At 67.0% G+C, this 20718-nt stretch carries 17 protein-coding genes; 10 read left to right on the top strand and 7 right to left on the bottom strand.

The window, feature by feature from the left end; all coding sequences use genetic code 11:
* Positions 1-113 precede the first annotated feature (113 nt).
* From C5O79_RS04880 to opcM, 4 genes are read left to right on the top strand one after another with little or no spacing between them, the layout of a single operon-like run.
* On the top strand, positions 114-974 hold the full coding sequence (locus C5O79_RS04880; protein ID WP_046546176.1) for an alpha/beta hydrolase: 861 nt from the start codon (positions 114-116) through the stop codon (positions 972-974).
* 33 nt (positions 975-1007) lie between these two features.
* A complete protein-coding gene (gene ceoA, locus C5O79_RS04875; RefSeq protein WP_046546175.1) occupies positions 1008-2225 on the top strand; it encodes a multidrug efflux RND transporter periplasmic adaptor subunit CeoA in 1218 nt (405 codons plus the stop codon).
* A gap of 45 nt (positions 2226-2270) precedes the next feature.
* On the top strand, positions 2271-5471 hold the full coding sequence (gene ceoB / locus C5O79_RS04870; protein ID WP_046546174.1) for a multidrug efflux RND transporter permease subunit CeoB: 3201 nt from the start codon (positions 2271-2273) through the stop codon (positions 5469-5471).
* Between the two features lie 10 nt (positions 5472-5481).
* Positions 5482-7017: a multidrug efflux transporter outer membrane subunit OpcM gene (gene opcM, locus C5O79_RS04865; protein WP_046546173.1), complete on the top strand. Its 1536-nt coding sequence runs from the start codon at positions 5482-5484 to the stop codon at positions 7015-7017.
* Positions 7018-7118: 101 nt separating this feature from the next.
* On the opposite strand, the gene C5O79_RS04860 is transcribed toward opcM, so the two are convergent.
* Complete coding sequence (locus C5O79_RS04860; protein ID WP_122476915.1) at positions 7119-7715, bottom strand: TetR/AcrR family transcriptional regulator; 597 nt, start codon at positions 7713-7715, stop codon at positions 7119-7121.
* Positions 7716-7840: 125 nt separating this feature from the next.
* On the opposite strand from C5O79_RS04860, the gene C5O79_RS04855 reads away from it, so the two are divergent.
* Positions 7841-8269: a Tautomerase enzyme gene (locus tag C5O79_RS04855; RefSeq protein ID WP_122476912.1), complete on the top strand. Its 429-nt coding sequence runs from the start codon at positions 7841-7843 to the stop codon at positions 8267-8269.
* A 334-nt stretch (positions 8270-8603) separates the two neighbouring features.
* A complete protein-coding gene (locus tag C5O79_RS04850) occupies positions 8604-9656 on the top strand; it encodes an RNA-guided endonuclease TnpB family protein (RefSeq protein WP_122476910.1) in 1053 nt (350 codons plus the stop codon).
* Positions 9657-9916: 260 nt separating this feature from the next.
* On the opposite strand, the gene C5O79_RS04845 is transcribed toward C5O79_RS04850, so the two are convergent.
* The 6 genes from C5O79_RS04845 to C5O79_RS04820 form a co-directional block, all read right to left on the bottom strand.
* Positions 9917-10768 carry an alpha/beta hydrolase gene (locus C5O79_RS04845; RefSeq protein WP_122476906.1) on the bottom strand — a complete coding sequence of 284 codons (852 nt, stop codon included), beginning with the start codon at positions 10766-10768 and terminating at the stop codon, positions 9917-9919.
* Positions 10769-11040: 272 nt separating this feature from the next.
* A complete protein-coding gene (locus tag C5O79_RS04840) occupies positions 11041-11370 on the bottom strand; it encodes a DUF3579 domain-containing protein (protein ID WP_039367942.1) in 330 nt (109 codons plus the stop codon).
* A gap of 22 nt (positions 11371-11392) precedes the next feature.
* Positions 11393-12754, bottom strand: a complete 1362-nt coding sequence (locus tag C5O79_RS04835) for a sigma-54 dependent transcriptional regulator (RefSeq protein ID WP_046546168.1) — start codon at positions 12752-12754, stop codon at positions 11393-11395.
* On the bottom strand, positions 12744-14627 hold the full coding sequence (locus tag C5O79_RS04830) for an ATP-binding protein (protein ID WP_046546167.1): 1884 nt from the start codon (positions 14625-14627) through the stop codon (positions 12744-12746). Before C5O79_RS04830 ends, C5O79_RS04835 begins: the two co-directional genes overlap by 11 nt.
* Before the next feature lie 127 nt (positions 14628-14754).
* The gene (locus C5O79_RS04825) at positions 14755-16119 is read right to left on the bottom strand and encodes a 2-hydroxycarboxylate transporter family protein (protein ID WP_122476900.1); all 1365 of its coding nucleotides are present in this window, start codon (positions 16117-16119) and stop codon (positions 14755-14757) included.
* Positions 16120-16219: 100 nt separating this feature from the next.
* The gene (locus tag C5O79_RS04820; protein WP_046546165.1) at positions 16220-16444 is read right to left on the bottom strand and encodes a hypothetical protein; all 225 of its coding nucleotides are present in this window, start codon (positions 16442-16444) and stop codon (positions 16220-16222) included.
* A 106-nt stretch (positions 16445-16550) separates the two neighbouring features.
* Between C5O79_RS04820 and C5O79_RS04815 the strand changes: the two genes are divergently transcribed.
* Genes C5O79_RS04815 through C5O79_RS04800 form a run of 4 tightly spaced genes read left to right on the top strand, consistent with a single transcriptional unit; the run spans position 16551 to position 20668 of the window.
* Positions 16551-17381: a MetQ/NlpA family ABC transporter substrate-binding protein gene (locus C5O79_RS04815; RefSeq protein WP_047851226.1), complete on the top strand. Its 831-nt coding sequence runs from the start codon at positions 16551-16553 to the stop codon at positions 17379-17381.
* Positions 17382-17391: 10 nt separating this feature from the next.
* Entirely contained in the window at positions 17392-18804 is a 1413-nt protein-coding gene (locus C5O79_RS04810; protein ID WP_047851225.1) for an LLM class flavin-dependent oxidoreductase, read from the top strand.
* Positions 18805-18822: 18 nt separating this feature from the next.
* Complete coding sequence (locus C5O79_RS04805; protein WP_047851224.1) at positions 18823-20019, top strand: ATP-binding cassette domain-containing protein; 1197 nt, start codon at positions 18823-18825, stop codon at positions 20017-20019.
* Entirely contained in the window at positions 20012-20668 is a 657-nt protein-coding gene (locus C5O79_RS04800; RefSeq protein ID WP_131931214.1) for a methionine ABC transporter permease, read from the top strand. Before C5O79_RS04805 ends, C5O79_RS04800 begins: the two co-directional genes overlap by 8 nt.
* Positions 20669-20718: the final 50 nt, after the last annotated feature.

Here is a 20718-nt window from a genome sequence, read left to right as displayed (position 1 = left end):
CGCAGCCTCGGATTGTTCGGGGGCGTTGAATTGTGTTGCCGGATTATAGGCATTTATCCCAATGTCTGCCGGACCCAGAATTCGTTCCATCTCGAAATGGACGCTGCATCGTCATGGACGCTTCTGAATTCAGCAAATTCCTGAAGGCCGCATTGCCGCCGCAAGCCACGGCAGGCGCGGCGCTGACGGTCGCCGAAGTGGAAATTCCCGGCTACGCGCAGGACATCGTGCTGCGCCTCTACCGCCGCCCGGACAAGACCGGGTTGCCAGTAGTGCTTTATTTCCACGGTGGCGGCTTCGTTCGCGGTTCGCTCGAAGACGCCGATTTCGCCGCGCGTTTTTTAGCAGAACGCTTACCAGCGCTCGTAGTGTCGGTCGATTATTCGCTCGCACCGGCCTTTCCTTTTCCGGCCGCGCCGGAGGATGCGTATCGCGCCGCCGTGTGGGCCGCGACGCGCGCCCGCGCGTTCGGCGGCAACCCGAAGAAGATCGGTGTCGCGGGTCATGACGCGGGCGGCCAGCTCGCGAACTGCCTCGCGTTCATCGCGCGCGATCGCGGCGAAGTGCAGATCGTCGCGCAGGCGCTGTTCGGACCGATGCTCGACCCCAGCATGACGCGCATCGGCGACGCCGATCGCCTCGCCTCCGACATCACCCCGCGCGAATGCGCGGCCTGTTATCGCGCGTATCTGCCGCAGGCCGCGCAACGCATGCACCCGTACGCTGCGCCGCTCGAATCGGTGCGCCTCGCGGGGCTGCCGCCGACGCTCGTCGTCACCGCGCAGAACGACGTGCTGCACGTCGAGGCGGAGAAATATGCGGGCTGCCTGATCTCGTCGGGCGTGCTCACGCAGGTGATCCGCTATCCGGACATCACGCACGCCGCGCTCGCGACGCACGAAGCCGCCTTCGAGGAAGCCGTGCGCTTCTTCCAGTGCCGCTTCCAGGCGCGCCAGCCGAACCGTTCCGAATAACCAAAAACCAATCCACGTTTACTGGAGATCCACATGGCCATCCTACGCACCTCCCGTTCCCGAATCGCGACAGCGGCGATCGTGACGCTCGCCGTCGTCGGCCTCGGAACATTCGGCGCGATGCGCGTGAACGCAAACGCGCCCGAGAAAGCGGCTGCACCGCTGCCCGAAGTCGACGTCGCGACCGTCGTGCCGCAGACCGTGACCGACTGGCAGAGTTATTCGGGCCGCCTCGAAGCGGTCGAGAAAGTCGACGTGCGCCCGCAGGTGTCGGGCACGATCGTCGCGGTGAACTTCAAGGACGGCGCGCTCGTGAAGAAGGGCGACGTGCTGTTCGTGATCGATCCGCGCCCGTACCAGGCCGAAACCGACCGTGCGGCCGCGCAGCTCGCGGCCGCGCAGGCGCGCAACGGCTACGCGCAGACCGACTGGCAGCGCGCGCAGCGGCTGATCGGCGACAACGCGATCGCGAAGCGCGACTACGACGAGAAGCAGAATGCGGCCCGCGAGGCGACGGCGAACCTGAAGGCCGCCGAAGCCGCGCTGGAAACGGCGCGCATCAACCTCGGCTATACGCGGATCACCGCGCCTGTGTCGGGCCGCGTGTCGCGCGCGGAAATCACGCTCGGCAACGTCGTGTCGGCCGGCGCATCGGCCGCGCCGCTGACGACGCTGGTGTCGGTGTCGCCGATCTACGCATCGTTCGACGCGGACGAGCAGACCTACCTGCAATACATCAACGGCGCGCGCAGCGGCCGCAAGGTGCCGGTCGAGCTCGGCCTCGCGAACGAAACCGGCTACTCGCGCAGCGGCGAGATCGATTCGGTCGACAACCGGCTCGACACGTCGTCCGGCACGATCCGCGTGCGCGCGCGCTTCGACAACGCCGACGGCGCGCTCGTCCCGGGCCTCTACGCGCGTGTGAAGGTGGGCGGCAGCGCGCCGCACGAGGCACTGCTCGTCGACGACGCGGCGATCAACACCGACCAGGACAAGAAGTTCGTGTTCGTCGTCGACCAGCAAGGCCGCGTGTCGTACCGCGAAGTGCAGCAGGGGATGCAGCACGGCAACCGGCGCGTGATCGTGAGCGGGCTCTCCGCCGGCGATCGCGTGATCGTGAACGGTACGCAGCGCGTGCGCCCCGGCGAACAGGTGAAGCCGCACATGGTCCCGATGACGGGCGGTGACGCGCCGTCCGCGCCGTTGGCGGGCAACGCGAAGCCGGCCGCCCCGGCGAAGGCGGATTCGTAAGCGGCTCGCCGCTTCGTATCCGCGTTCAACCAGACAGAGCCACACATGAACATTTCAAAATTCTTTATCGACCGGCCGATCTTCGCAGGAGTCCTATCGGTGATCATCCTGCTCGGCGGGGTGATCGCGATGTTCCTGCTGCCGATCTCCGAGTATCCGGAAGTCGTGCCGCCTTCCGTGATCGTGAAGGCGCAGTACCCGGGTGCGAACCCGAAAGTGATCGCCGAGACGGTCGCGTCGCCGCTCGAGGAGCAGATCAACGGCGTCGAGGACATGCTCTACATGCAGTCGCAGGCGAACAGCGACGGCAACATGACGATCACCGTCACGTTCAAGCTCGGCACCGATCCGGACAAGGCCACGCAGCTCGTGCAGAACCGCGTGAACCAGGCGCTGCCGCGTTTGCCGGAAGACGTGCAGCGGCTCGGCATCACGACGGTGAAGAGCTCGCCGACGCTGACGATGGTGGTCCACCTGATCTCGCCGGACAACCGCTACGACATGACCTACCTGCGCAACTACGCGCTGATCAACGTGAAGGATCGCCTGTCGCGGATCCAGGGCGTCGGCCAGGTGCAGCTGTGGGGTTCGGGCGACTACGCGATGCGCGTATGGCTCGATCCGCAGAAGGTCGCGCAGCGCGGGCTGTCGGCCGAGGACGTCGTGCAGGCGATCCGCGAGCAGAACGTGCAGGTCGCGGCCGGCGTGATCGGCGCATCGCCGTCGCTGCCGGGCACGCCGCTGCAGTTGTCGGTGAACGCGCGCGGCCGCTTGCAGACGGAAGACGAGTTCGGCGACATCGTCGTGAAGACGACGCCGGACGGCGGCGTCACGCACCTGCGCGACATCGCGCGGATCCAGCTCGACGCATCCGAATACGGGCTGCGCTCGCTGCTCGACAACAAGCCGGCCGTCGCGATGGCGATCAACCAGTCGCCGGGCGCGAACTCGCTGCAGATCTCGGACGAAGTGCGCAAGACGATGGCCGAGCTGAAGCAGGACATGCCGGCGGGCGTCGACTACAAGATCGTCTATGACCCGACGCAGTTCGTGCGTTCGTCGATCAAGGCCGTCGTGCACACGCTGCTCGAGGCGATCGCGCTGGTCGTGATCGTCGTGATCGTGTTCCTGCAGACCTGGCGCGCGTCGCTGATTCCGCTGATCGCGGTGCCGGTGTCGATCATCGGCACGTTCTCGCTGCTGCTCGCGTTCGGGTATTCGATCAACGCGTTGTCATTGTTCGGGATGGTGCTCGCGATCGGGATCGTGGTCGACGACGCGATCGTGGTGGTCGAGAACGTCGAGCGGAACATCGAGAGCGGGATGAACGCACGGGCGGCGACCTACAAGGCGATGCAGGAAGTGAGCGGGCCGATCATCGCGATCGCGCTGACGCTCGTCGCCGTGTTCGTGCCGCTCGCGTTCATGTCGGGCCTGACCGGCCAGTTCTACAAGCAGTTCGCGATGACCATCGCGATCTCGACGGTGATCTCGGCGTTCAACTCGCTGACGTTGTCGCCGGCGCTGTCCGCGATCCTGCTGAAGGGCCACGGCGACAAGGAAGACTGGCTCACGCGCGTGATGAACCGCGTGCTCGGCGGCTTCTTCCGCGGCTTCAACAAGGTGTTCCATCGCGGCGCGGAGAACTACGGCCGCGGCGTGCGCGGCGTGCTGTCGCGCAAGACGCTGATGCTCGGCGTGTACCTCGTGCTGGTGGGCGCGACCGTGCTCGTGTCGAAGGTCGTGCCGGGCGGCTTCGTGCCCGCGCAGGACAAGGAATACCTGATCGCGTTCGCGCAGTTGCCGAACGGTGCGTCGCTCGACCGCACCGAGAAGGTGATCCGCGACATGGGCTCGATCGCGCTGAAGCAGCCGGGCGTCGAGAGCGCGGTGGCGTTCCCGGGGCTGTCGGTGAACGGCTTCACGAACAGCTCGAGCGCGGGCATCGTGTTCGTCACGCTGAAGCCGTTCTCGGAACGGCACGGCAAGGCGCTGTCGGCCGGCGCGATCGCGGGTGCGCTGAACCAGAAGTACGGCGCGATGAAGGACTCGTTCGTCGCGGTGTTCCCGCCGCCGCCGGTGCTGGGCCTCGGTACGCTGGGCGGGTTCAAGATGCAGGTGGAAGATCGCGGCGCGGTCGGCTACGCGCGGCTCGCGGATGCGACCAACGACTTCATCAAGCGCGCGCAGCAGGCGCCTGAGCTTGGCCCGTTGTTCACGAGCTACCAGATCAACGTGCCGCAGCTCAACGTCGATCTCGATCGCGTGAAGGCGAAGCAGTTGGGCGTGCCGGTGACCGATGTGTTCAACACGATGCAGGTGTATCTCGGCTCGCTGTACGTGAACGACTTCAACCGCTTCGGCCGTGTGTACCAGGTGCGCGTGCAGGCCGATGCACCGTTCCGCCAGCGCGCGGACGACATCCTGCAGTTGAAGACGCGCAACGACAAGGGCGAGATGGTGCCGCTGTCGTCGCTCGTCACGGTGACGCCGACGTTCGGCCCTGAAATGGTCGTGCGCTACAACGGCTACACGGCGGCCGACATCAACGGCGGCCCGGCGCCGGGCTTCTCGTCGGGCCAGGCGCAGGCCGCGATCGAGCGCATCGCGCATGAAACGCTGCCGCGCGGCGTGCGGTTCGAATGGACCGACCTCACGTACCAGCAGATTCTTGCAGGCGATTCGGCGATGTACGTGTTCCCGATCAGCGTGCTGCTCGTGTTCCTCGTGCTCGCGGCGCTGTATGAAAGCCTGACGCTGCCGCTCGCGGTGATCCTGATCGTGCCGATGAGCATTCTGTCGGCGCTGACGGGCGTGTGGCTCACGCAGGGCGACAACAACATCTTCACGCAGATCGGCTTGATGGTGCTGGTGGGGCTGTCGGCGAAGAACGCGATCCTGATCGTCGAATTCGCGCGCGAACTCGAACACGACGGCAGGACGCCGCTCGAGGCCGCGATCGAGGCGAGCCGGCTGCGGCTGCGCCCGATCCTGATGACGTCGATCGCCTTCATCATGGGTGTGGTGCCGCTCGTCACGTCGACGGGCGCCGGTTCGGAAATGCGCCATGCGATGGGGGTCGCGGTGTTCTTCGGGATGCTCGGCGTGACGCTGTTCGGGCTGATGCTGACGCCGGTGTTCTACGTCGTGCTGCGCACGCTCGCGGGCGGCAAGATTCACGTCGCCGGGAAGGACTCGGCCGGCTACGGTGTGCCGTCCCAGCACGTGCCGGCTTCGGATGCTTGAGGACAGGAAGATGAATAACTTGCACAACACGAACGGCCTGATGCGCTTCGCGAAGGTGGCGGCCGCGAGCACCCTGCTCGCGACGCTGCTCGCCGCGTGCGCGGTGGGGCCCGACTACAAGCGCCCGGATGTGTCGACGCCGACGGCGTTCAAGGAAGCGCCGACGCTCGCCGCCGGCGAGCAGGCCGGCACGTGGAAGACGGCCGAGCCGGCGGACGACGCGCATCGCGGCGAATGGTGGAAGGTGTTCGGCGACCCGGTGCTCGATTCGCTCGAGACGCAGGCGCTCGCCGCGAACCAGAACCTGAAGGCCGCGGCCGCGCGGGTCGAGGAAGCGCGGGCGGCTACCCGGACCGCGCGCTCGCAGTGGTTCCCGCAGATCGGCGCCGGCTTCGGGCCGACGCGCGAGGGGCTGTCGTCGGCGTCGCAGTTCCAGCCGCAGGGCACGGGCCCGACCAATGCGACGCTGTGGCGTGCGCAGGGTACGGTGTCGTATGAAGCCGACCTGTTCGGTCGCGTCGGCCGCAACGTCGAGGCGTCGCGTGCCGACCAGGCGCAGAGCGAAGCGCTGTTCCGTTCGGTGCAGCTCGCGCTGCAGGCGGACGTCGCGCAGAATTACTTCGAACTGCGTCAGCTCGATTCCGACCAGGACCTGTACCGCCGCACGGTGGAGCTGCGCGAGCAGGCCCTGAAGCTCGTGCAGCGCCGCTTCAACGAAGGCGACATCAGCGAGCTCGACGTGTCGCGTGCGAAGAACGAGCTGGCGACCGCTCAGGCCGATGCGGTCGGCGTCGCGCGGCGGCGCGCGGCGTCCGAGCATGCGCTCGCGATCCTGCTCGGCAAGGCGCCTGCGGATTTCGCGTTCAAGGAAACGCCGATCGTGCCGGTCGCGGTGAAGGTGCCGCCGGGCCTGCCGTCCGCGCTGCTCGAACGGCGCCCGGACGTGTCGGCGGCCGAGCGGGCGATGGCGGCCGCGAACGCGCGGATCGGCCTCGCGAAGTCGGCGTACTTCCCGAAGCTCGATATCACGGGTGCGTTCGGGTATGAAGCGTCGACGCTCGGCAACCTGTTCCTGTGGTCGAGCCGCACGTTCCTGCTCGGGCCGTTCGCCGGCACCGCGCTGACGCTGCCGCTGTTCGACGGCGGGCGTCGTGCGGCGGGCGTGCAGCAGGCGCGCGCGCAGTACGACGAGCAGGTCGCGAACTACCGCCAGCAGGTGCTCGTCGCGTTCCGCGAGGTCGAGGACAATCTCGCCGACCTGCGCCTGCTCGACGACCAGATCCGCGCGCAGGATGCGGCCGTCAACGCGTCGCGGCGCGCGGCGACGCTGTCGCGCACGCAGTATCAGGAAGGCGAGGTCGCATATCTCGACGTGATCGACAGCGAGCGTTCGGTGCTGCAGTCGCAATTGCAGTCGAACCAGTTGACCGGCGCGCAGGCCGTGTCGACCGTGAACCTGATCCGCGCGCTGGGCGGTGGATGGGGAGCGGCGCCGGCGGCGGTGGGCGATGCGGCGACGGGCAAGGCGGAGGTGGCGGCGCGGTGATGCACCGGCCCGAGACGGGCCGACTTACCGGGTAGTCGATCGAAGCACCCCGATCCGTGGCGACGCGGATCGGGTTTTTTATTGGCGGTCAGTCAGGGCGGTCAGGCCTGTTGCTCCGGCTTCACGTCCGTGCGTTCGGCGATCACCACCGCGTAGCGGCCGACCGCATCGGCGATGCGTTGCGCGAGCTCGGGATCGCGCACCGCGCGCGCGAGCGTGACACCGCCTGACAGCAGCGCGAGGAACGCGATTGCCCGATCGTCATCGAGTGGGCTGTCCATTCCGGCCGACACTTCGTCGACGATCTGCCGCAGTGCCTGCTCATACGCGTCGCGCGTCTCGTCATCGGCGCGCATCACTTCCGGGGACAGGCTCGGCAGTGCACAGCTTTCACCGAGTTCGCAGGTGCGTCGCGGGCCGAGGTAGAACGACACGAACGGGCGCCGCCAACGCGCGCCATGCTCGGCCTTGAACGTCGCGACGCCTTGCCGGAGCTGGGCGAGGCCATCGAGGACGACCTGCCGGAACGCTTCACCCTTCGTTTTGAAATGGCCGTAGAACGCGCCGTTGGTGACGCCCGCCGCCTTCGTCAGCGGACCGATGCCGGAGCCGCCATACCCCTCCTCGCGAAACAGCCGGCTCGCGGCTTCGAGGATGCGCGTACGGGTTTCGTGCTTGTGCTCGACGGAATAACGCATGACAGGCTCGCTTCAGAGCGATCACTCTTTATCTTGTATAGAGAGCGATCAGTGTCTAATGTATAGAGAGTGACTGGTATTTATATCACGTCACGATCCCGATGACCTGACCTGGAGAAAGTGCGATGCCGATTACGCTGACCGTATCAGAAGGAGTTTTCACGCCGGACGACGAGGGGCCGGTGTTTGCCGAGTTGACCGATGCGCTGCTGGACGTCGAGGGGCTGACCGGGAATGCGTTCCTGGCGCCGAACGTGGTGGGCACGCTCAACGTGCTGCCGCGTGACCGGACCTTCGTGCAGGGGCGCGCGGAGCCTGCCGCGTTCGTCGAGCTGAAGCTGCCCGCCGTGGCGCTCGCGGCGCCTGAGCGGCAGCGGCAATTCGTCGAACGGGCGACCGCGATCGTGCTGCGCCGGGCAGGTGGGCGGCTGACGGCCGCGCAGGTGTGGGTGAACGTCGTCCATGCGGTCGACGGTGGATGGGGCATTGCCGGACGACGCTACGACAACGCGTCGCTTGTCGATTCGATCCAGAGCGCGGCGGCAGCGCATTAATCGCAATTAACGGTCAAGCCGTCAGGCGTTGACCGGCGGCGTGGTGGCGCTCGCCCCCACGCCGGTTATTTTCCGTCGCCTGCAGCGAAGCGCTCGCACGAGTTCTGCAGTGGCCTGACCACGCAGCAGCAAATCTTTGACACCTTACGACTCACGCGGCGCATGCGCGTGCAGTCATTCGATTATCAAATGCGCGTCGGGCAGCAGCGCGAATCATCGATTGCTTCAAGAAAGCGCCCCATTCTTTCACAAGGCGGAGTCGTTTGGAGCGCATGACGGCGAGGATAGGCGTGCTGTTGACAGGCCGCTTCTTCCACGGGTTAGGATCACCGATATGATTCTTGTCTATCGCTACAGGGTGAAGTCGCTCAACGGACTGCTTAACAAGCAGAGTCGCGCGGTGAACTACGTCTGGAACTTCTGCAATGACGCGCAGAAGCACGCGCTCAAGTGGAGCAAGAGGTGGCCGACGGGTTTTGATCTGAACGTGCTGACAGCCGGTAGCAGCAAGGAACTCGGCATCCACTCCGGCACGATCAACGCAACGTGCGAGCAATACGCGAAGTCGCGCAGCCAGCACCGTCGGCCCTACCTGCGCTATCGCGGCAGGAAGTCGCTCGGCTGGGTTCCGCTGAAGGGCCGTGACCTGAAGCGCGAAGGCGACGCGTTCCGTTTCGCCGGCAATACCTTTCGCGTGTTCAACAGCCGCCCGCTTCCCGGAGGCAAGATCAAGGACGGAACCAACTTTGCGCAGGATGCCCGTGGCAACTGGTTCCTGAACGTTGTGGTCGAGGCACCCGATGTTCGGGCCCGTCCGATTCGTTCCGGTGTCGGAATTGACCTTGGTCTGAAAGACTTCGCCACACTTTCGACCGGCGAAAAGTTGCCTAATGATCGGTTTGGTCAGCGTGCGGCTGAAAAGCTGGCGAAGGCGCAGCGTGCGCGAAAGCACAAGCGGCATATCGCAAAGCTGCACGCCAAGGTGGCGAATGCCCGCGCCGATTTCCAGCACAAGCTTGCATTGAATCTGGTGCGACGCTTCGACTACATCGCGGTCGGCAACGTGTCCGCGGTCAAACTTGCCAGAACCAGGATGGCGAAGAGCGTCTACGACGCATCCTGGTCGTCCTTCCGAAACAAGCTCCGTTACAAGGCGATGGCGCACGGAGCCACGTTCGAGGAAGTGGACGAAAGCGGTTCTACCCAGTCCTGTTCGGCGTGCGGATCGAAAGACAGCACGACGCGGCCGAAAGGTATCGCGGGACTGCGAGTAAGGGAGTGGGCCTGCGATGGCTGTGGTGTCGAGCATGATCGAGACACCAACGCTGCGCTCAACATTCTCCGATGCGGACGTGCATCGCCAGGTGTGGGAATCCATTGCCATTAGGCGATGGAGGACGTCAAGCAAGGGTGGAAGAGACGCGACGTTTGCGTCGTAATGTTCGAGGCGCTTGGTGATCCTGATCGCGTCGATTGTGCTGATCGTGTTCTCCCCCAATCTTCACGTTCGCGTACAACTGGGCGTTCGACAGCGTGTTCGGGTTGCCGGACGCGGAACGCGGTGACCGTCGATGCGGAGCGGGGGCCCGTATCGTTTAGAAAAGAGCGGGAGAGCGATTGGGCGGAACGAATGCCGCCCGGGAGCACTTACGCGGCGACGAACTCGTGCACGAAGCGGTTGAACACCGCGGGGCTCGCCGCATTCATCCCGTGCGATGCGCCGGCAACCGTCTGCCGTTGCGCATTGCCGATCCACTGCGACAGCGTATCGACGTTGTTGCGGAACATCTTCGGGCTGCGCTGGCCGTCGATCAGCAGCGTGCGGCATGCGATATCGCCGGCAGTGTGCTGCGAGTACGCGGGCAGCGGATCGCGCAATTGCTTCGGCAGCGTGCTCGCGTTGTCGATCGCCATCGTGCGGAAGCGCGACGTGCTCTTCTTCCACGCGCCCGGCAGGCTCACGGAATCGACGAACATCTCGAGGCCGGCGTCCACCTCGCCTTGCCCGATCAGGCTCACGGCCTTCGTGCGCAGCGCGATCGCAGCGGCCGGCAGCGCGGCTTCGCGTACGCCCGGCTGTTGCAGCGGGCCGCCCGGATCGGCGAGCGTCAGCGATTCGACGAGATGCGGATGCTGGCGCGCGACGTTGAACGCGACGCTGCCGCCGCGCGAGTGGCCGACCAGATGCACGGGGCCGAGATCGAGCGCGTCGATGAATTCGGCGAGCTCGTCGACGTGGTTCTGCCAGCTGAACTCGTCCTGGATGCCCGCTTCGACTGCCGGCCAGTAGTGGCTCAGGCTCGGCGCGATGCAGCGGTAGTGGGCCGACAGCGCGGCGAGCTGCGGATCCCAGTAGCGGTAGTCGCACAGCGAGCCGTGCACGAACACCATCGGCGCGCCGCTGCCCCGCTCGACATACGGCAGGCTGATGCCTGACGAAAGCGTCGCAAATTGCAGGTCGGGGTTCGCGAGCACGGACGGCTCGATTCGCATGTTCATGACTGAAAGACTCAAAGGTGCGTCAACACGACGCAACTATGCATCACGGCGACCTGCAAGGAAAACGCATAATTTTCATCGTGACGATCAATTTTATTGATGGCTCGGCCGGAAAGCCTTGTCGGAAGGAGATGGGTGTCGATGCTTTCAATCGTCTAACGATTGATCGTGAAGCCGGAAAGGCCGGAAAAGGGCGTGCGGCGGCCTGCGCAACCGCGCATCGAAACCAGGGAAAGGGAAGGCCGCGAGCCGCCGCGAAAGCGGCTCACGCGTCAGCGCACCGCCAGCGCGGGCGCGGTCTGAAGCACGACGGGGAGGTCGTTGTCGGCCGCGAACTGCATCGCGAAATCGAATGCGTCCGCACACACGCTGCGCAATTCGTCCGACACGAACAGGCATTTGACGTTGCCGTCTACGACGGGCATCGCGAGCCGCGACAGCGCGCAAGGATAGCCGGGCCGCCGTTCGCCGACGAACAGCGTGATGACGCCCGCGAGCCGCTCGGGCCAGTCGCTCGGGCGGAAGGTTTTCTGCGCGTGCGTGACGCCGCGGATCAGGTGGCCGGTGATGCGGCCCTGTTCGGTGACTTCGATGCGATCCATGCTGTGCGTGTCCTCGTTCGCGTCATTCGCCGCCATCGGCCGCCGCGTCGCCGCGCGCGGGAATCCGCAGGTTGCGCAGCTTGTGATAGAGCGTTTTCTTCGGCATCCCGAGCGCCTCGCTTGCGTCCGCGACGTTGCCGTTGTGACGCTGCAGCATGTCCTCGATCAGCATCCGCTCGAAATACGCGAGCTGCTCCGCGAGCGTGCCGCCCGCGGCCGGCGTGCCGCCGGACGACAGCAGGCTGTCGCCGGTCAGCCCGAGCACGAAGCGGTCGGCCACGTTCTGCAGCTCGCGCACGTTGCCCGGCCACGCATGCGTCATCAGTTCGGACACCTGTGCAGCCGTGACGACCGGTGCCGGCTGCCCGAAGCGGCGCGCGGCCGCGAGCACGAAATGTTCGAACAGCAGCGGCACGTCCTCGCGCCGCTCGCGCAGCGGCGGCAGTTCGATTTGCGCGACGTTGAGGCGATACAGCAAGTCCGCGCGAAAACGGCCGTCGGCCGCGAGCTCGGCGAGATCGGCCTTCGACGCGGCAACCACGCGGCAGTCGACCGGAATCAGCTCGTTCGCACCGAGCCGCTCGACCACGCGCTCCTGCAGCACGCGCAGCATCTTGACCTGCAGCGGGATCGGCATCGTCTCGATCTCGTCGAGGAACAGCGTGCCGCCGTCCGCCCATTCGATCTTGCCGATGCGTTTCTTGATCGCGCCGGTGAATGCGCCGGCTTCGTGGCCGAACAGTTCGCTCTCGAAGACCTGTTCCGGCAGGCCGCCGCAGTTCAGCGCAACGAAATGCGCGTCGCGCCGGCCGCCGAAATCGTGCAGGCTGCGCGCGATCAGCTCCTTGCCGGTGCCCGTCTCGCCGGTGATCAGCACCGACACCGATGTATCGGCGAGGCGCAGGATCTTCTTGCGCACGTCGGCCATCGCGGGTGACTTGCCGAGCACGAACGCCTCGATGCCCTGCCAGTTGTTCAGCGCCGCGCGCAGCCCCTGCACCTCGAGCGTCAGGCGGCGCTTCTCGACCGCGCGCGCGACGCGCCCCGCGATCACGTCCGACGAAAACGGCTTCTCGATGAAGTCGTACGCGCCGACCTGCATCGCGCCGACGGCCGTCGAGATGTCGGCATGGCCGCTGATCAGCACGACCGGGATCTGCGCGTCGATGGCCATCACGCGATCGAGCAGCTGCAGCCCGTCGATGCCCGGCATCCGCACGTCCGACACGATCACGACCGGTGCGCCGGGCGCGACGTGATGCAGCGCGTCGGCGGCCGACGCGAACGCATCGACCGCGAAGCCGGCAAGCGCTACCGCCTGCTCGACGCCGATCCGGACGTTTTCATCGTCCTCGACGACCAGCACCCGAATCTCATCTTCCATGCTCTGTCCTTTGCAGCGTGGCCGCCGCGAATTCGATACTGAACTGCGCGCCGCCTTCGTCGCGGTTCGTCGCGGCGATCTTCGCGCCGAACGCCTCGACGATGCGCGACGTGATCGCGAGGCCGAGCCCGAGGCCCTGGCCGCGCGGCTTGGTCGTGACGAACGGCTCGAACAGGTGCGGCAGCACCTCGGGCGCGATGCCCGCGCCGCTGTCGGCCACCGTGAAGCGCACGCGGCCGGCTTCGTCCGGCCCGGCGGCCTCGATGACGATGCGGCGCACGGGCGCGTCGTGCACCGCGTCGAGCGCATTGCCCAGCAGGTTCACGATCACCTGCTGCAGCTGGCTCGATTCGGCCGACACGGCGGTGCCGGGCGCGATGTTCACGTCGAGCTGCACGCCTTCGTCGCGGATCCGCGCATCGTAGATGAGCCGCGCATGCGCGACGGCCTCGTTCAGCGACACCGCGACGCGCTCGACGTCGGGCTTGCGCGCGAAGGTCTTCAGCTCGCCGGTGAGCACGGCCATGCTGTCGACGAGCTTGCCGATCCGTTCGAGATTGGCGAGCGCCGGCGCAGGCTGGCCGCGCTCGAAGAACGTGCGCGCGTTGTCGCACAGCGTGCGGATCGCGACGAGCGGCTGGTTCAGCTCGTGCGTGAGGCCGGCGGCCATTTGTCCGAGCACCGCAAGCTTGCCCGCATGCACGACTTCCTGCTGCGATGCGCGCAGCCGCTGCTCGGTGCGCTCGCGCTCGACGATCTCGCGCTGCATCCGTTCATTCGCGGCCGTCAGCGCGGCCGTGCGCTGCGCGACGGTCAGCTCGAGCTGGTCGTTCGCGCGCCGCAGCGCGTCCTGCGCGTTCAGCCGCGCGACGATTGCCCGACGTCGCTGGATCGCGTAGCCGGCGAGCAGCGCGGCGATCAGGAACGCGCCGGTGACGAACACGAAGGCCGTCTGCTGCTGGCGCCGCGCGCCCGCGATGTCGAGCAGCACCATCAGCGAATCGCCGGCCTGCGGCGCGGGGCGTGACATCACGAGATAGCGCGTGGTGCGGCCGCTGTGGCGCGTATCGGGGAAGGTGCCGAACCACGCGGCCGCGCTGCGGTCGCCGATATGGCGGTACGGCAGCACGTCGACCGTGCGCCCCGCGTATTGCCGCGACGCCTGGATGTCGTGCTGCTGCTGCGCGGTGATCGGGCGCAGCGCGGTGAATTTCCATGCGGGTTCGGTCGAGATCACGACCACGCCGTTGCGGTCGACGACCATCGCGGCGACGCCCGGCGCGCGCCACGCCGATTCGAGCGGATCGACGCTGATCTTCACGGCGGCCACGCCGATCGGCACGCCGTCGTCGCGCACCGCGCTGGCGAAGTAGACGCCCGGCACGCCGGTGTTGGTGCCGATGCCGAAGAAGCGGCCGCTGCCGCGCGCGAGCGCGTCCTTGAAGTACGGCCGGTACGACACGTTGGTGCCGACGAAGCTGAGCGTCTCGTTCCAGTTGCTGGCGGCGATCACGTCACCCTGCAGGTCGATCACGTCGACCGCGCCGCTGCCCGCGTCGCGGTTCACGGCTTCGAGGTAGGTGTTGACCGTGTGCACGAGCGCGGGGGCATCGTGCGGCGCGGCTTTCAGCATCGTGCGCACGCCGTCCTGCCGCGCGACCAGGCCGGGCAGGATCTCGAAGCGGCCGAGCTCGCTCTTCAGGCTCGACGCATACAGGTCGAGCCGGTGCGCGCCGGTTTCCTCGAGCGCGTCGATCGCGCGTTCCCACGCGAAATCGACGGCCGCGGCCGCCACGCATACATACAGCACGCCGGCCGATGCCCAGCCCCACCACGGGATTCCCTTGAAGCTCTTCTGCACGTTCGCCCTCATCGAAGCCCGCAACCGTCCGCACGGCACGACGTCCGACACGACGCCCCGAACGACGCGCGCCGCGCGCCGGCTGGGCCGGCGGCGGCGCGTGCGAAGCGGCCTGCGCGACGGTGCGCGCGGCGGCGCGTCATCCGAAGTGGGCGATCAGGATCAGCGTGACCGTGACGACGATCGCGCCGCCGATACGCGTCGCGATCTGCGCGAACGGCATCAGCTGCATCCGGTTCGCGGCAGTCAGGATCGCGACGTCGCCGGTGCCGCCTTGCCCGCTGTGGCAGGCGTTCACGATTGCGGTGTCGATAGGGTACATCTTCATCAGGCGGCCGACCACGAAACCGGTGCCCATCAGCGTCGCGACGGTCGACACGATCGTGACGACGTTGACGATCGTGAACGCGGCGGCCAGCTTGTCCCACGGCGTCATCGCGACGCCGATCGCGAACAGCAGCGGATACGTGACGGCGGTCGAGAAGAACTTGTAGACGACGAACGCGCCTTCCTGCAGCGGCGGCGACACTGCGCGCGCGAGCTTCACGAGCACCGCGAGGAACAGCATCGCGACCGGCGCGGGCAGGCCGAACAGCTTGTGCGCCATCAGGCCGACCAGGTACAGCGTGATGGCCGTGATGCCGGCGCCCGCGATGTGCGAGACGTCGACGTGGCCGCGGATTTCCTCGTTCTCGGGCGTCATGTCGCCCGATTCGCCGACCTGCAGGCGGCCGTTGCCGGTCAGGTGCGGGAAGCGCTTGCCGAGCATGTCGAGCGCGCCCGACAGGATGATCGCGGTCAGGCTGCCGAGCATTACGGGCGGCAGCACCATCGCGAACATCTCGCCTTGCGGCAGGTGCATCAGTTCCGAATAGCCGATCGACAGCGGAATCGCGCCTTCGCCTACACCGCCCGCCATGATCGGCACGACGATGTACAGCAGCGTGTGGCGCGCGCCGAGGCCGAGCGCGGTGCCGACCGCCGTGCCGACGATCGCGGCCGCGACCGAGCCGGCCGCGAGCGGGATGAAGATCTTCACGAAGCCCTGGATCAGCACGCGGCGATCCATGCTCAGGATGCTGCCGACGATGATCGACGCGATGAACAGGTACAGGAAGTTGGTCGACTTCGTGAATTCGACGGTCAGGTTCAGCACCGGCTTCGGCAGCACGTGGTAGTACGTGAGCGCCGACGGCACGAAGGTCGCGAAGATCGCGGCCGCGCCGATGTTGCGCAAGAGCGGCAGGCGCTTACCCAGTTCCGCGCAGGTGAAGCCGAAGAACGCGAGCACCGCGATCGCCATCGAGATCTCGCCGGGCACCTTGCCGGTCACCGAGAAGCCGACGATCAGCGCGAACAGGATGAAGTAGACGGGCAGCGGAATGATGCCGATGCGGATTTCCATCAGTTTCCACCAGCCTTCCGGCCAGAAGCGCTCGCGCGGGGTGGCGACGGCGTCGGAAACCGGCTCCGGATGGGACGGGGTATGGATAGAGGTCTGCAAGACGTGTCTCCTGATGTTGGTATGCCTGCATGGCTTCGCGGCATCGTGTGCCGTCTATTACGCAACCCCCGTGCCAGAAATCCGGCTTGCCGGAATATTTTTAATGCATTGATTTATAACGGGTTTGTTTCGTCTGCTGAAAGATCGGCCCGACAGGCTGGCCGAGATTTCGGAATTCGCCCGGCGCCCAGGCCGAGATTTCGGCCAGCCGGCCGGCCGGCGCCCGGTCGCGCCCCCGATCCCGCATGGCCGCCCGCCATATCGCCGCGCGCGATTTTCTTCGCACAATCGCTTCGTAGACCACCCCCGCGCCGCTCTCTATCATCGGCTGATCTTTTCCGATGCGATGACCCCTGTCCGGAGAACGCCCGCGCGTTCGCCGCGGCGTCGCTCATCCGTCGATACCGTCTTTGGACAGGAGAGTGGTTTCCATGCTGCATGCCGTTTTTTTCACCCGCTTTTCCGCCGGCCGCGTCACGCGCCTGCTGGCTGCCGCCGTGCTTGGCGTCGCATTGCTCAATGGCGCGCACGCCGACACCGCGCCGCTGAAGGTCGGCATCTCGACCAGCCCGCAGATCGAAGCGCTGAAGGTCGCCGCGAAGGAGGCGAAGGCGCAGGGGCTCGACGTGAAGATCGTCGAGTTCACGGACTGGAACACGCCGAACGCGGCGCTCGCGAACAAGGACATCGACGTCAACTACTTCCAGCACATCCCGTTCCTCGAGAACGCGAACAAGCAGGGCGGCTACAACTTCGTGTCGATCGCACCCGGCACGATCATGAAGATCGGCCTCTATTCGAAGAAGGTGAAAAGCTTCAGCGAGCTGAAGGACGGCGCGAAAGTCGCGATCGCGAACGATCCCGTGAACGGCGGGCGCGGGCTGTTGCTGCTGCAGCGCGCGGGGCTCATCACGCTGAAGCCGGGCGCCGACTACCGCGCGACGACGCACGACATCGTGTCGAACCCGAAGCACCTGAAGATCATTCCGCTCGAAGCGTCGCAGCTCGCGCGCTCGCTCGACGACGTCGATCTCGCGCAGGGCTACCCGAGCTTCATCAAGCTCGCCGGCACGACCGACCCGAACAGCGCGCTGCTGTTCGACGGCACCGAGAACAAGATCTTCGCGATCCAGTGGGTCGTGCGGCCGGACAGCGTGAACGATCCGCGCATCCGCAAGTTCATCTCGATCTACCAGCACTCGCCGGCGGTGCGCCGTGCGCTCGACAACGCGTTCGGCTCGCTGTACGCGGTCGCGTGGTGACGGAGGCGGCATGACGACGGCGAACCGCAAGAAGATCCTGCTCAACGCGTTCAACATGAACTGCGTCGGGCACATCAACCACGGGCTGTGGACGCATCCGCGCGACCGCTCCGCGCACTACACCGATCTCGATTACTGGGCCGACCTCGCGAAGACGCTCGAACGCGGCAAGTTCGACGGGATCTTCCTCGCGGACATCGTCGGCGTGTACGACGTGTTCGGCGGCGGCCCCGATGCCGCGCTGCGCGAATCGGTGCAGGTGCCCGTCAACGATCCGCTGCTGCTGGTGCCCGCGATGGCGCAGGTCACGCGGCATCTCGGCTTCGGCGTGACCGCGAACCTGACTTACGAACCGCCGTACCTGTTCGCGCGCCGCATGTCGACGCTCGATCACCTGACGAAAGGGCGCGTGGGCTGGAACATCGTCACCGGCTATCTCGACAGCGCCGCGCGCGGGATGGGCCTCGCGCAGCAGATCGGCCACGACGACCGCTACGAACGCGCGGACGACTACATGGACGTCGTCTACAAGCTGTGGGAACAGAGCTGGGACGACGACGCGGTGATCCGCGACGCGCAGGCGCGCGTGTTCGCGCAGCCGGGCAAGGTGCGGCGCGTGAAGCACGACGGGCCGTTCTACTCGATTGACGCGATCCATCTGAGCGAGCCGTCGCTGCAGCGCACGCCGGTGCTGTACCAGGCCGGTTCGTCCGCACGCGGCGTCGAGTTCGCGGGTCGTCACGCGGAATGCGTGTTCGTGAACGGGCAAAGCAAGGCCGCCGCGCGCGCGGCGACACTCGACATCCGCGCGGCCGCTGCGCGGCAGGGCCGCGACCCGGCGTCAATCAGGATCTTTGCCGGCGTGAGCGTCGTGACGGCGGAAACCGAACTCCTGGCGCGCGAGAAATTCGACGAATACCGGCGCTACGCGAGCCCCGAAGCCGGCCTCGCGCATTTCGCGAGTTCGACCGGCATCGACTTCGCGAAGTACGGCCTCGACGAGCCGATCTCGTACGTGAAAACCGATTCGATCCAGTCGGCCGTCGACGCGATCTCGCGCAAGAGCACGACCGGCACGTGGACCGTGCGGCGCATGCTCGAACAGATGTCGCTCGGCGGCCGCTATGCGCCGATCGTCGGCTCGCCGTCGCAGGTCGCGGACGAGCTGCAGTCGTGGATCGACGAGACCGGCATCGACGGCTTCAACCTGACGCGCACCGTGATGCCCGAGTCGTTCGAGGATTTCGTCGACTGGGTCGTGCCCGAGCTGCAGAACCGTGGCGTCTACAAGGAAGACTACGATCCCGCGCCGACGCTGCGCGAGAAGCTGTTCGGCGCGGGCCCGCGCCTGCCCGCGTGGCACACGGGCGCGCAGCACCGGCCGGCCGCCGTGGCCGAGTTCGCGCATCCCGCGCATGCGTGAACGTGACGGAGCGAAGCGATGACGCAATTGTTCGATACGCTGGGTTTCATCGATACGTCGGCCGTACGCGCCGGCACCGCTGCCGCGACGCATGACGCAGCGGCTGCGTCGGCCGAATCGGCCGGCTCGGCCAGTGGCGCCGCCGTGTCGCTGGAGCACGTCGGCAAGGTGTTCGCGACCGCGCGCGGCCAGGCCGCCGCGCTGCGCGACGTGACGCTCGACGTGCGGCGCGGCGAGGTCTTCGGGATCATCGGCCGCAGCGGCGCAGGGAAGTCGACGCTGCTGCGGCTCGTGAACGGCCTCGAACGGCCGAGCTCGGGCCGCGTGCGCGTGCAGGGCGTCGATGTCGGCGCGCTCGACGAGGACGGGCTCGTCGCGCTGCGGCGCCGCACCGGCATGGTGTTCCAGCATTTCAACCTGCTGTCCGCGAAGACGGTGTTCGAGAACGTCGCGCTGCCGCTGAAGATCGCCGGCGTGCCGAAGGCCGAGCGCGTGCGCAAGGTCGAGGCGCTGCTCGAGCTCGTCGGGCTCGCCGCGAAGCGCGACGCGTATCCGGCCAGCCTGTCGGGCGGGCAGAAGCAGCGCGTCGGCATTGCCCGCGCGCTCGTGCACGATCCCGAAGTGCTGCTGTGCGACGAGGCGACATCGGCGCTCGATCCCGAAACGACGCAGTCGATCCTCGCGCTGCTCGCCGACATCAATCGCCGCCTCGGGCTGACGATCGTGCTGATCACGCACGAGATGGAAGTGATCCGCGCGGTGTGCGACACGGTCGCGGTGATCGAGCAAGGCGAAGTCGTCGAAACCGGCCCCGTGTGGCGCGTGTTCGGCGATCCGCGCCACGGCGCGACGCGCGCGCTGCTCAGCACGCTCGTGCACGACCTGCCGGCCGAACTGGCGGCGCGCGTGCAGCCGCTGCCCGAGCAAGCCGCGTTGCCCGACGGCGCGCAGGTCGTGCTCGACGTCCGCTATACGGGCGAGAGCGGCGGCGAGCCGGATGTCGGCGCGCTTGCGGCGGCGCTCGGCGGCTCGGTACGTTTCCTGCACGGCGGGATCGAGCGTATCCAGGGGCATGCGCAGGGGCGGCTCGTGATCGCGGCAGCGCCGCACGCGGACGACGCCGGCCAGCCGGCGTCGCGCGGCGGTGCGGTTGCCGCGCTGCTCGAACGCGCGCGCCGCCACGCGAATCACGCGGAGGTGCTCGGCTATGTTTGACCTCTGGTGGCCCGAACTGCTCGACGCGATCCGCGACACGCTGTCGATGGTCGCCGCGTCGGCCGTGATTGCCGCGCTGATCGGCATCCCGCTCGCGGTGATCCTCGTGACGACCGCGCCCGGCGGCATCTACGAGCGGCGCGGCGTGAACGCGGTGCTCGGCGCGCTCGTCAACGTGTTCCGCTCGACGCCGTTCATCATCATGCTCGTCGCGCTGCTGCCGTTCACGCGCGTGCTGATCGGCACGACGATCGGCGTCTTGGCGGCCGTCGTGCCGCTGTCGATCGCCGCGATCCCGTTCTTCGCACGGATCGCCGAGGTGAGCCTGCGCGAAGTCGACCGCGGGCTGATCGAGGCCGCGCTCGCGATGGGCGCGAAGCGCCGCCACATCGTGTGGCACGTGCTGCTGCCCGAAGCGCTGCCGGGCATGCTCGGCGGCTTCACCATTACCGTCGTCGCGCTGATCGGCTCGACGGCGATGGCGGGCGCCGTCGGCGCGGGCGGCCTCGGCGATCTCGCGATCCGCTACGGCTACCAGCGTTTCGACACCACCGTCATGGCGACCGTGATCGTGATCCTGATCGCGCTCGTCTCGGCCGTGCAAATCACGGGCGACCGCCTGGTCCGACGTGTGACCCGGCGTACCTGAGCGACGCCACGAGCGTCTGCTCGCTTCATTCATGATCCTGAGAGAAAGAA

The organism is Burkholderia sp. SRS-25 (assembly GCF_004343765.1).
Classification (GTDB): domain Bacteria; phylum Pseudomonadota; class Gammaproteobacteria; order Burkholderiales; family Burkholderiaceae; genus Burkholderia; species Burkholderia contaminans.
The sequence above is the reverse complement of the archived record's forward strand: the minus strand, read 5'-3'. Positions and strand labels throughout refer to the sequence as shown.

Bases quoted from the DNA above. Each gene is read 5' to 3' on its own strand.
- C5O79_RS04880 (WP_046546176.1), top strand. From the start codon at position 114: ATGGACGCTTCTGAATTCAGCAAATTCCTGAAGGCCGCATTGCCGCCG.
- ceoA (WP_046546175.1), top strand. From the start codon at position 1,008: ATGGCCATCCTACGCACCTCCCGTTCCCGAATCGCGACAGCGGCGATC.
- ceoB (WP_046546174.1), top strand. From the start codon at position 2,271: ATGAACATTTCAAAATTCTTTATCGACCGGCCGATCTTCGCAGGAGTC.
- opcM (WP_046546173.1), top strand. From the start codon at position 5,482: ATGAATAACTTGCACAACACGAACGGCCTGATGCGCTTCGCGAAGGTG.
- C5O79_RS04860 (WP_122476915.1), bottom strand. From the start codon at position 7,715: ATGCGTTATTCCGTCGAGCACAAGCACGAAACCCGTACGCGCATCCTC.
- C5O79_RS04855 (WP_122476912.1), top strand. From the start codon at position 7,841: ATGCCGATTACGCTGACCGTATCAGAAGGAGTTTTCACGCCGGACGAC.
- C5O79_RS04850 (WP_122476910.1), top strand. From the start codon at position 8,604: ATGATTCTTGTCTATCGCTACAGGGTGAAGTCGCTCAACGGACTGCTT.
- C5O79_RS04845 (WP_122476906.1), bottom strand. From the start codon at position 10,768: ATGAACATGCGAATCGAGCCGTCCGTGCTCGCGAACCCCGACCTGCAA.
- C5O79_RS04840 (WP_039367942.1), bottom strand. From the start codon at position 11,370: ATGGATCGCATCGAAGTCACCGAACAGGGCCGCATCACCGGCCACCTG.
- C5O79_RS04835 (WP_046546168.1), bottom strand. From the start codon at position 12,754: ATGGAAGATGAGATTCGGGTGCTGGTCGTCGAGGACGATGAAAACGTC.
- C5O79_RS04830 (WP_046546167.1), bottom strand. From the start codon at position 14,627: ATGAGGGCGAACGTGCAGAAGAGCTTCAAGGGAATCCCGTGGTGGGGC.
- C5O79_RS04820 (WP_046546165.1), bottom strand. From the start codon at position 16,444: ATGATAGAGAGCGGCGCGGGGGTGGTCTACGAAGCGATTGTGCGAAGA.
- C5O79_RS04815 (WP_047851226.1), top strand. From the start codon at position 16,551: ATGCTGCATGCCGTTTTTTTCACCCGCTTTTCCGCCGGCCGCGTCACG.
- C5O79_RS04810 (WP_047851225.1), top strand. From the start codon at position 17,392: ATGACGACGGCGAACCGCAAGAAGATCCTGCTCAACGCGTTCAACATG.
- C5O79_RS04805 (WP_047851224.1), top strand. From the start codon at position 18,823: ATGACGCAATTGTTCGATACGCTGGGTTTCATCGATACGTCGGCCGTA.
- C5O79_RS04800 (WP_131931214.1), top strand. From the start codon at position 20,012: ATGTTTGACCTCTGGTGGCCCGAACTGCTCGACGCGATCCGCGACACG.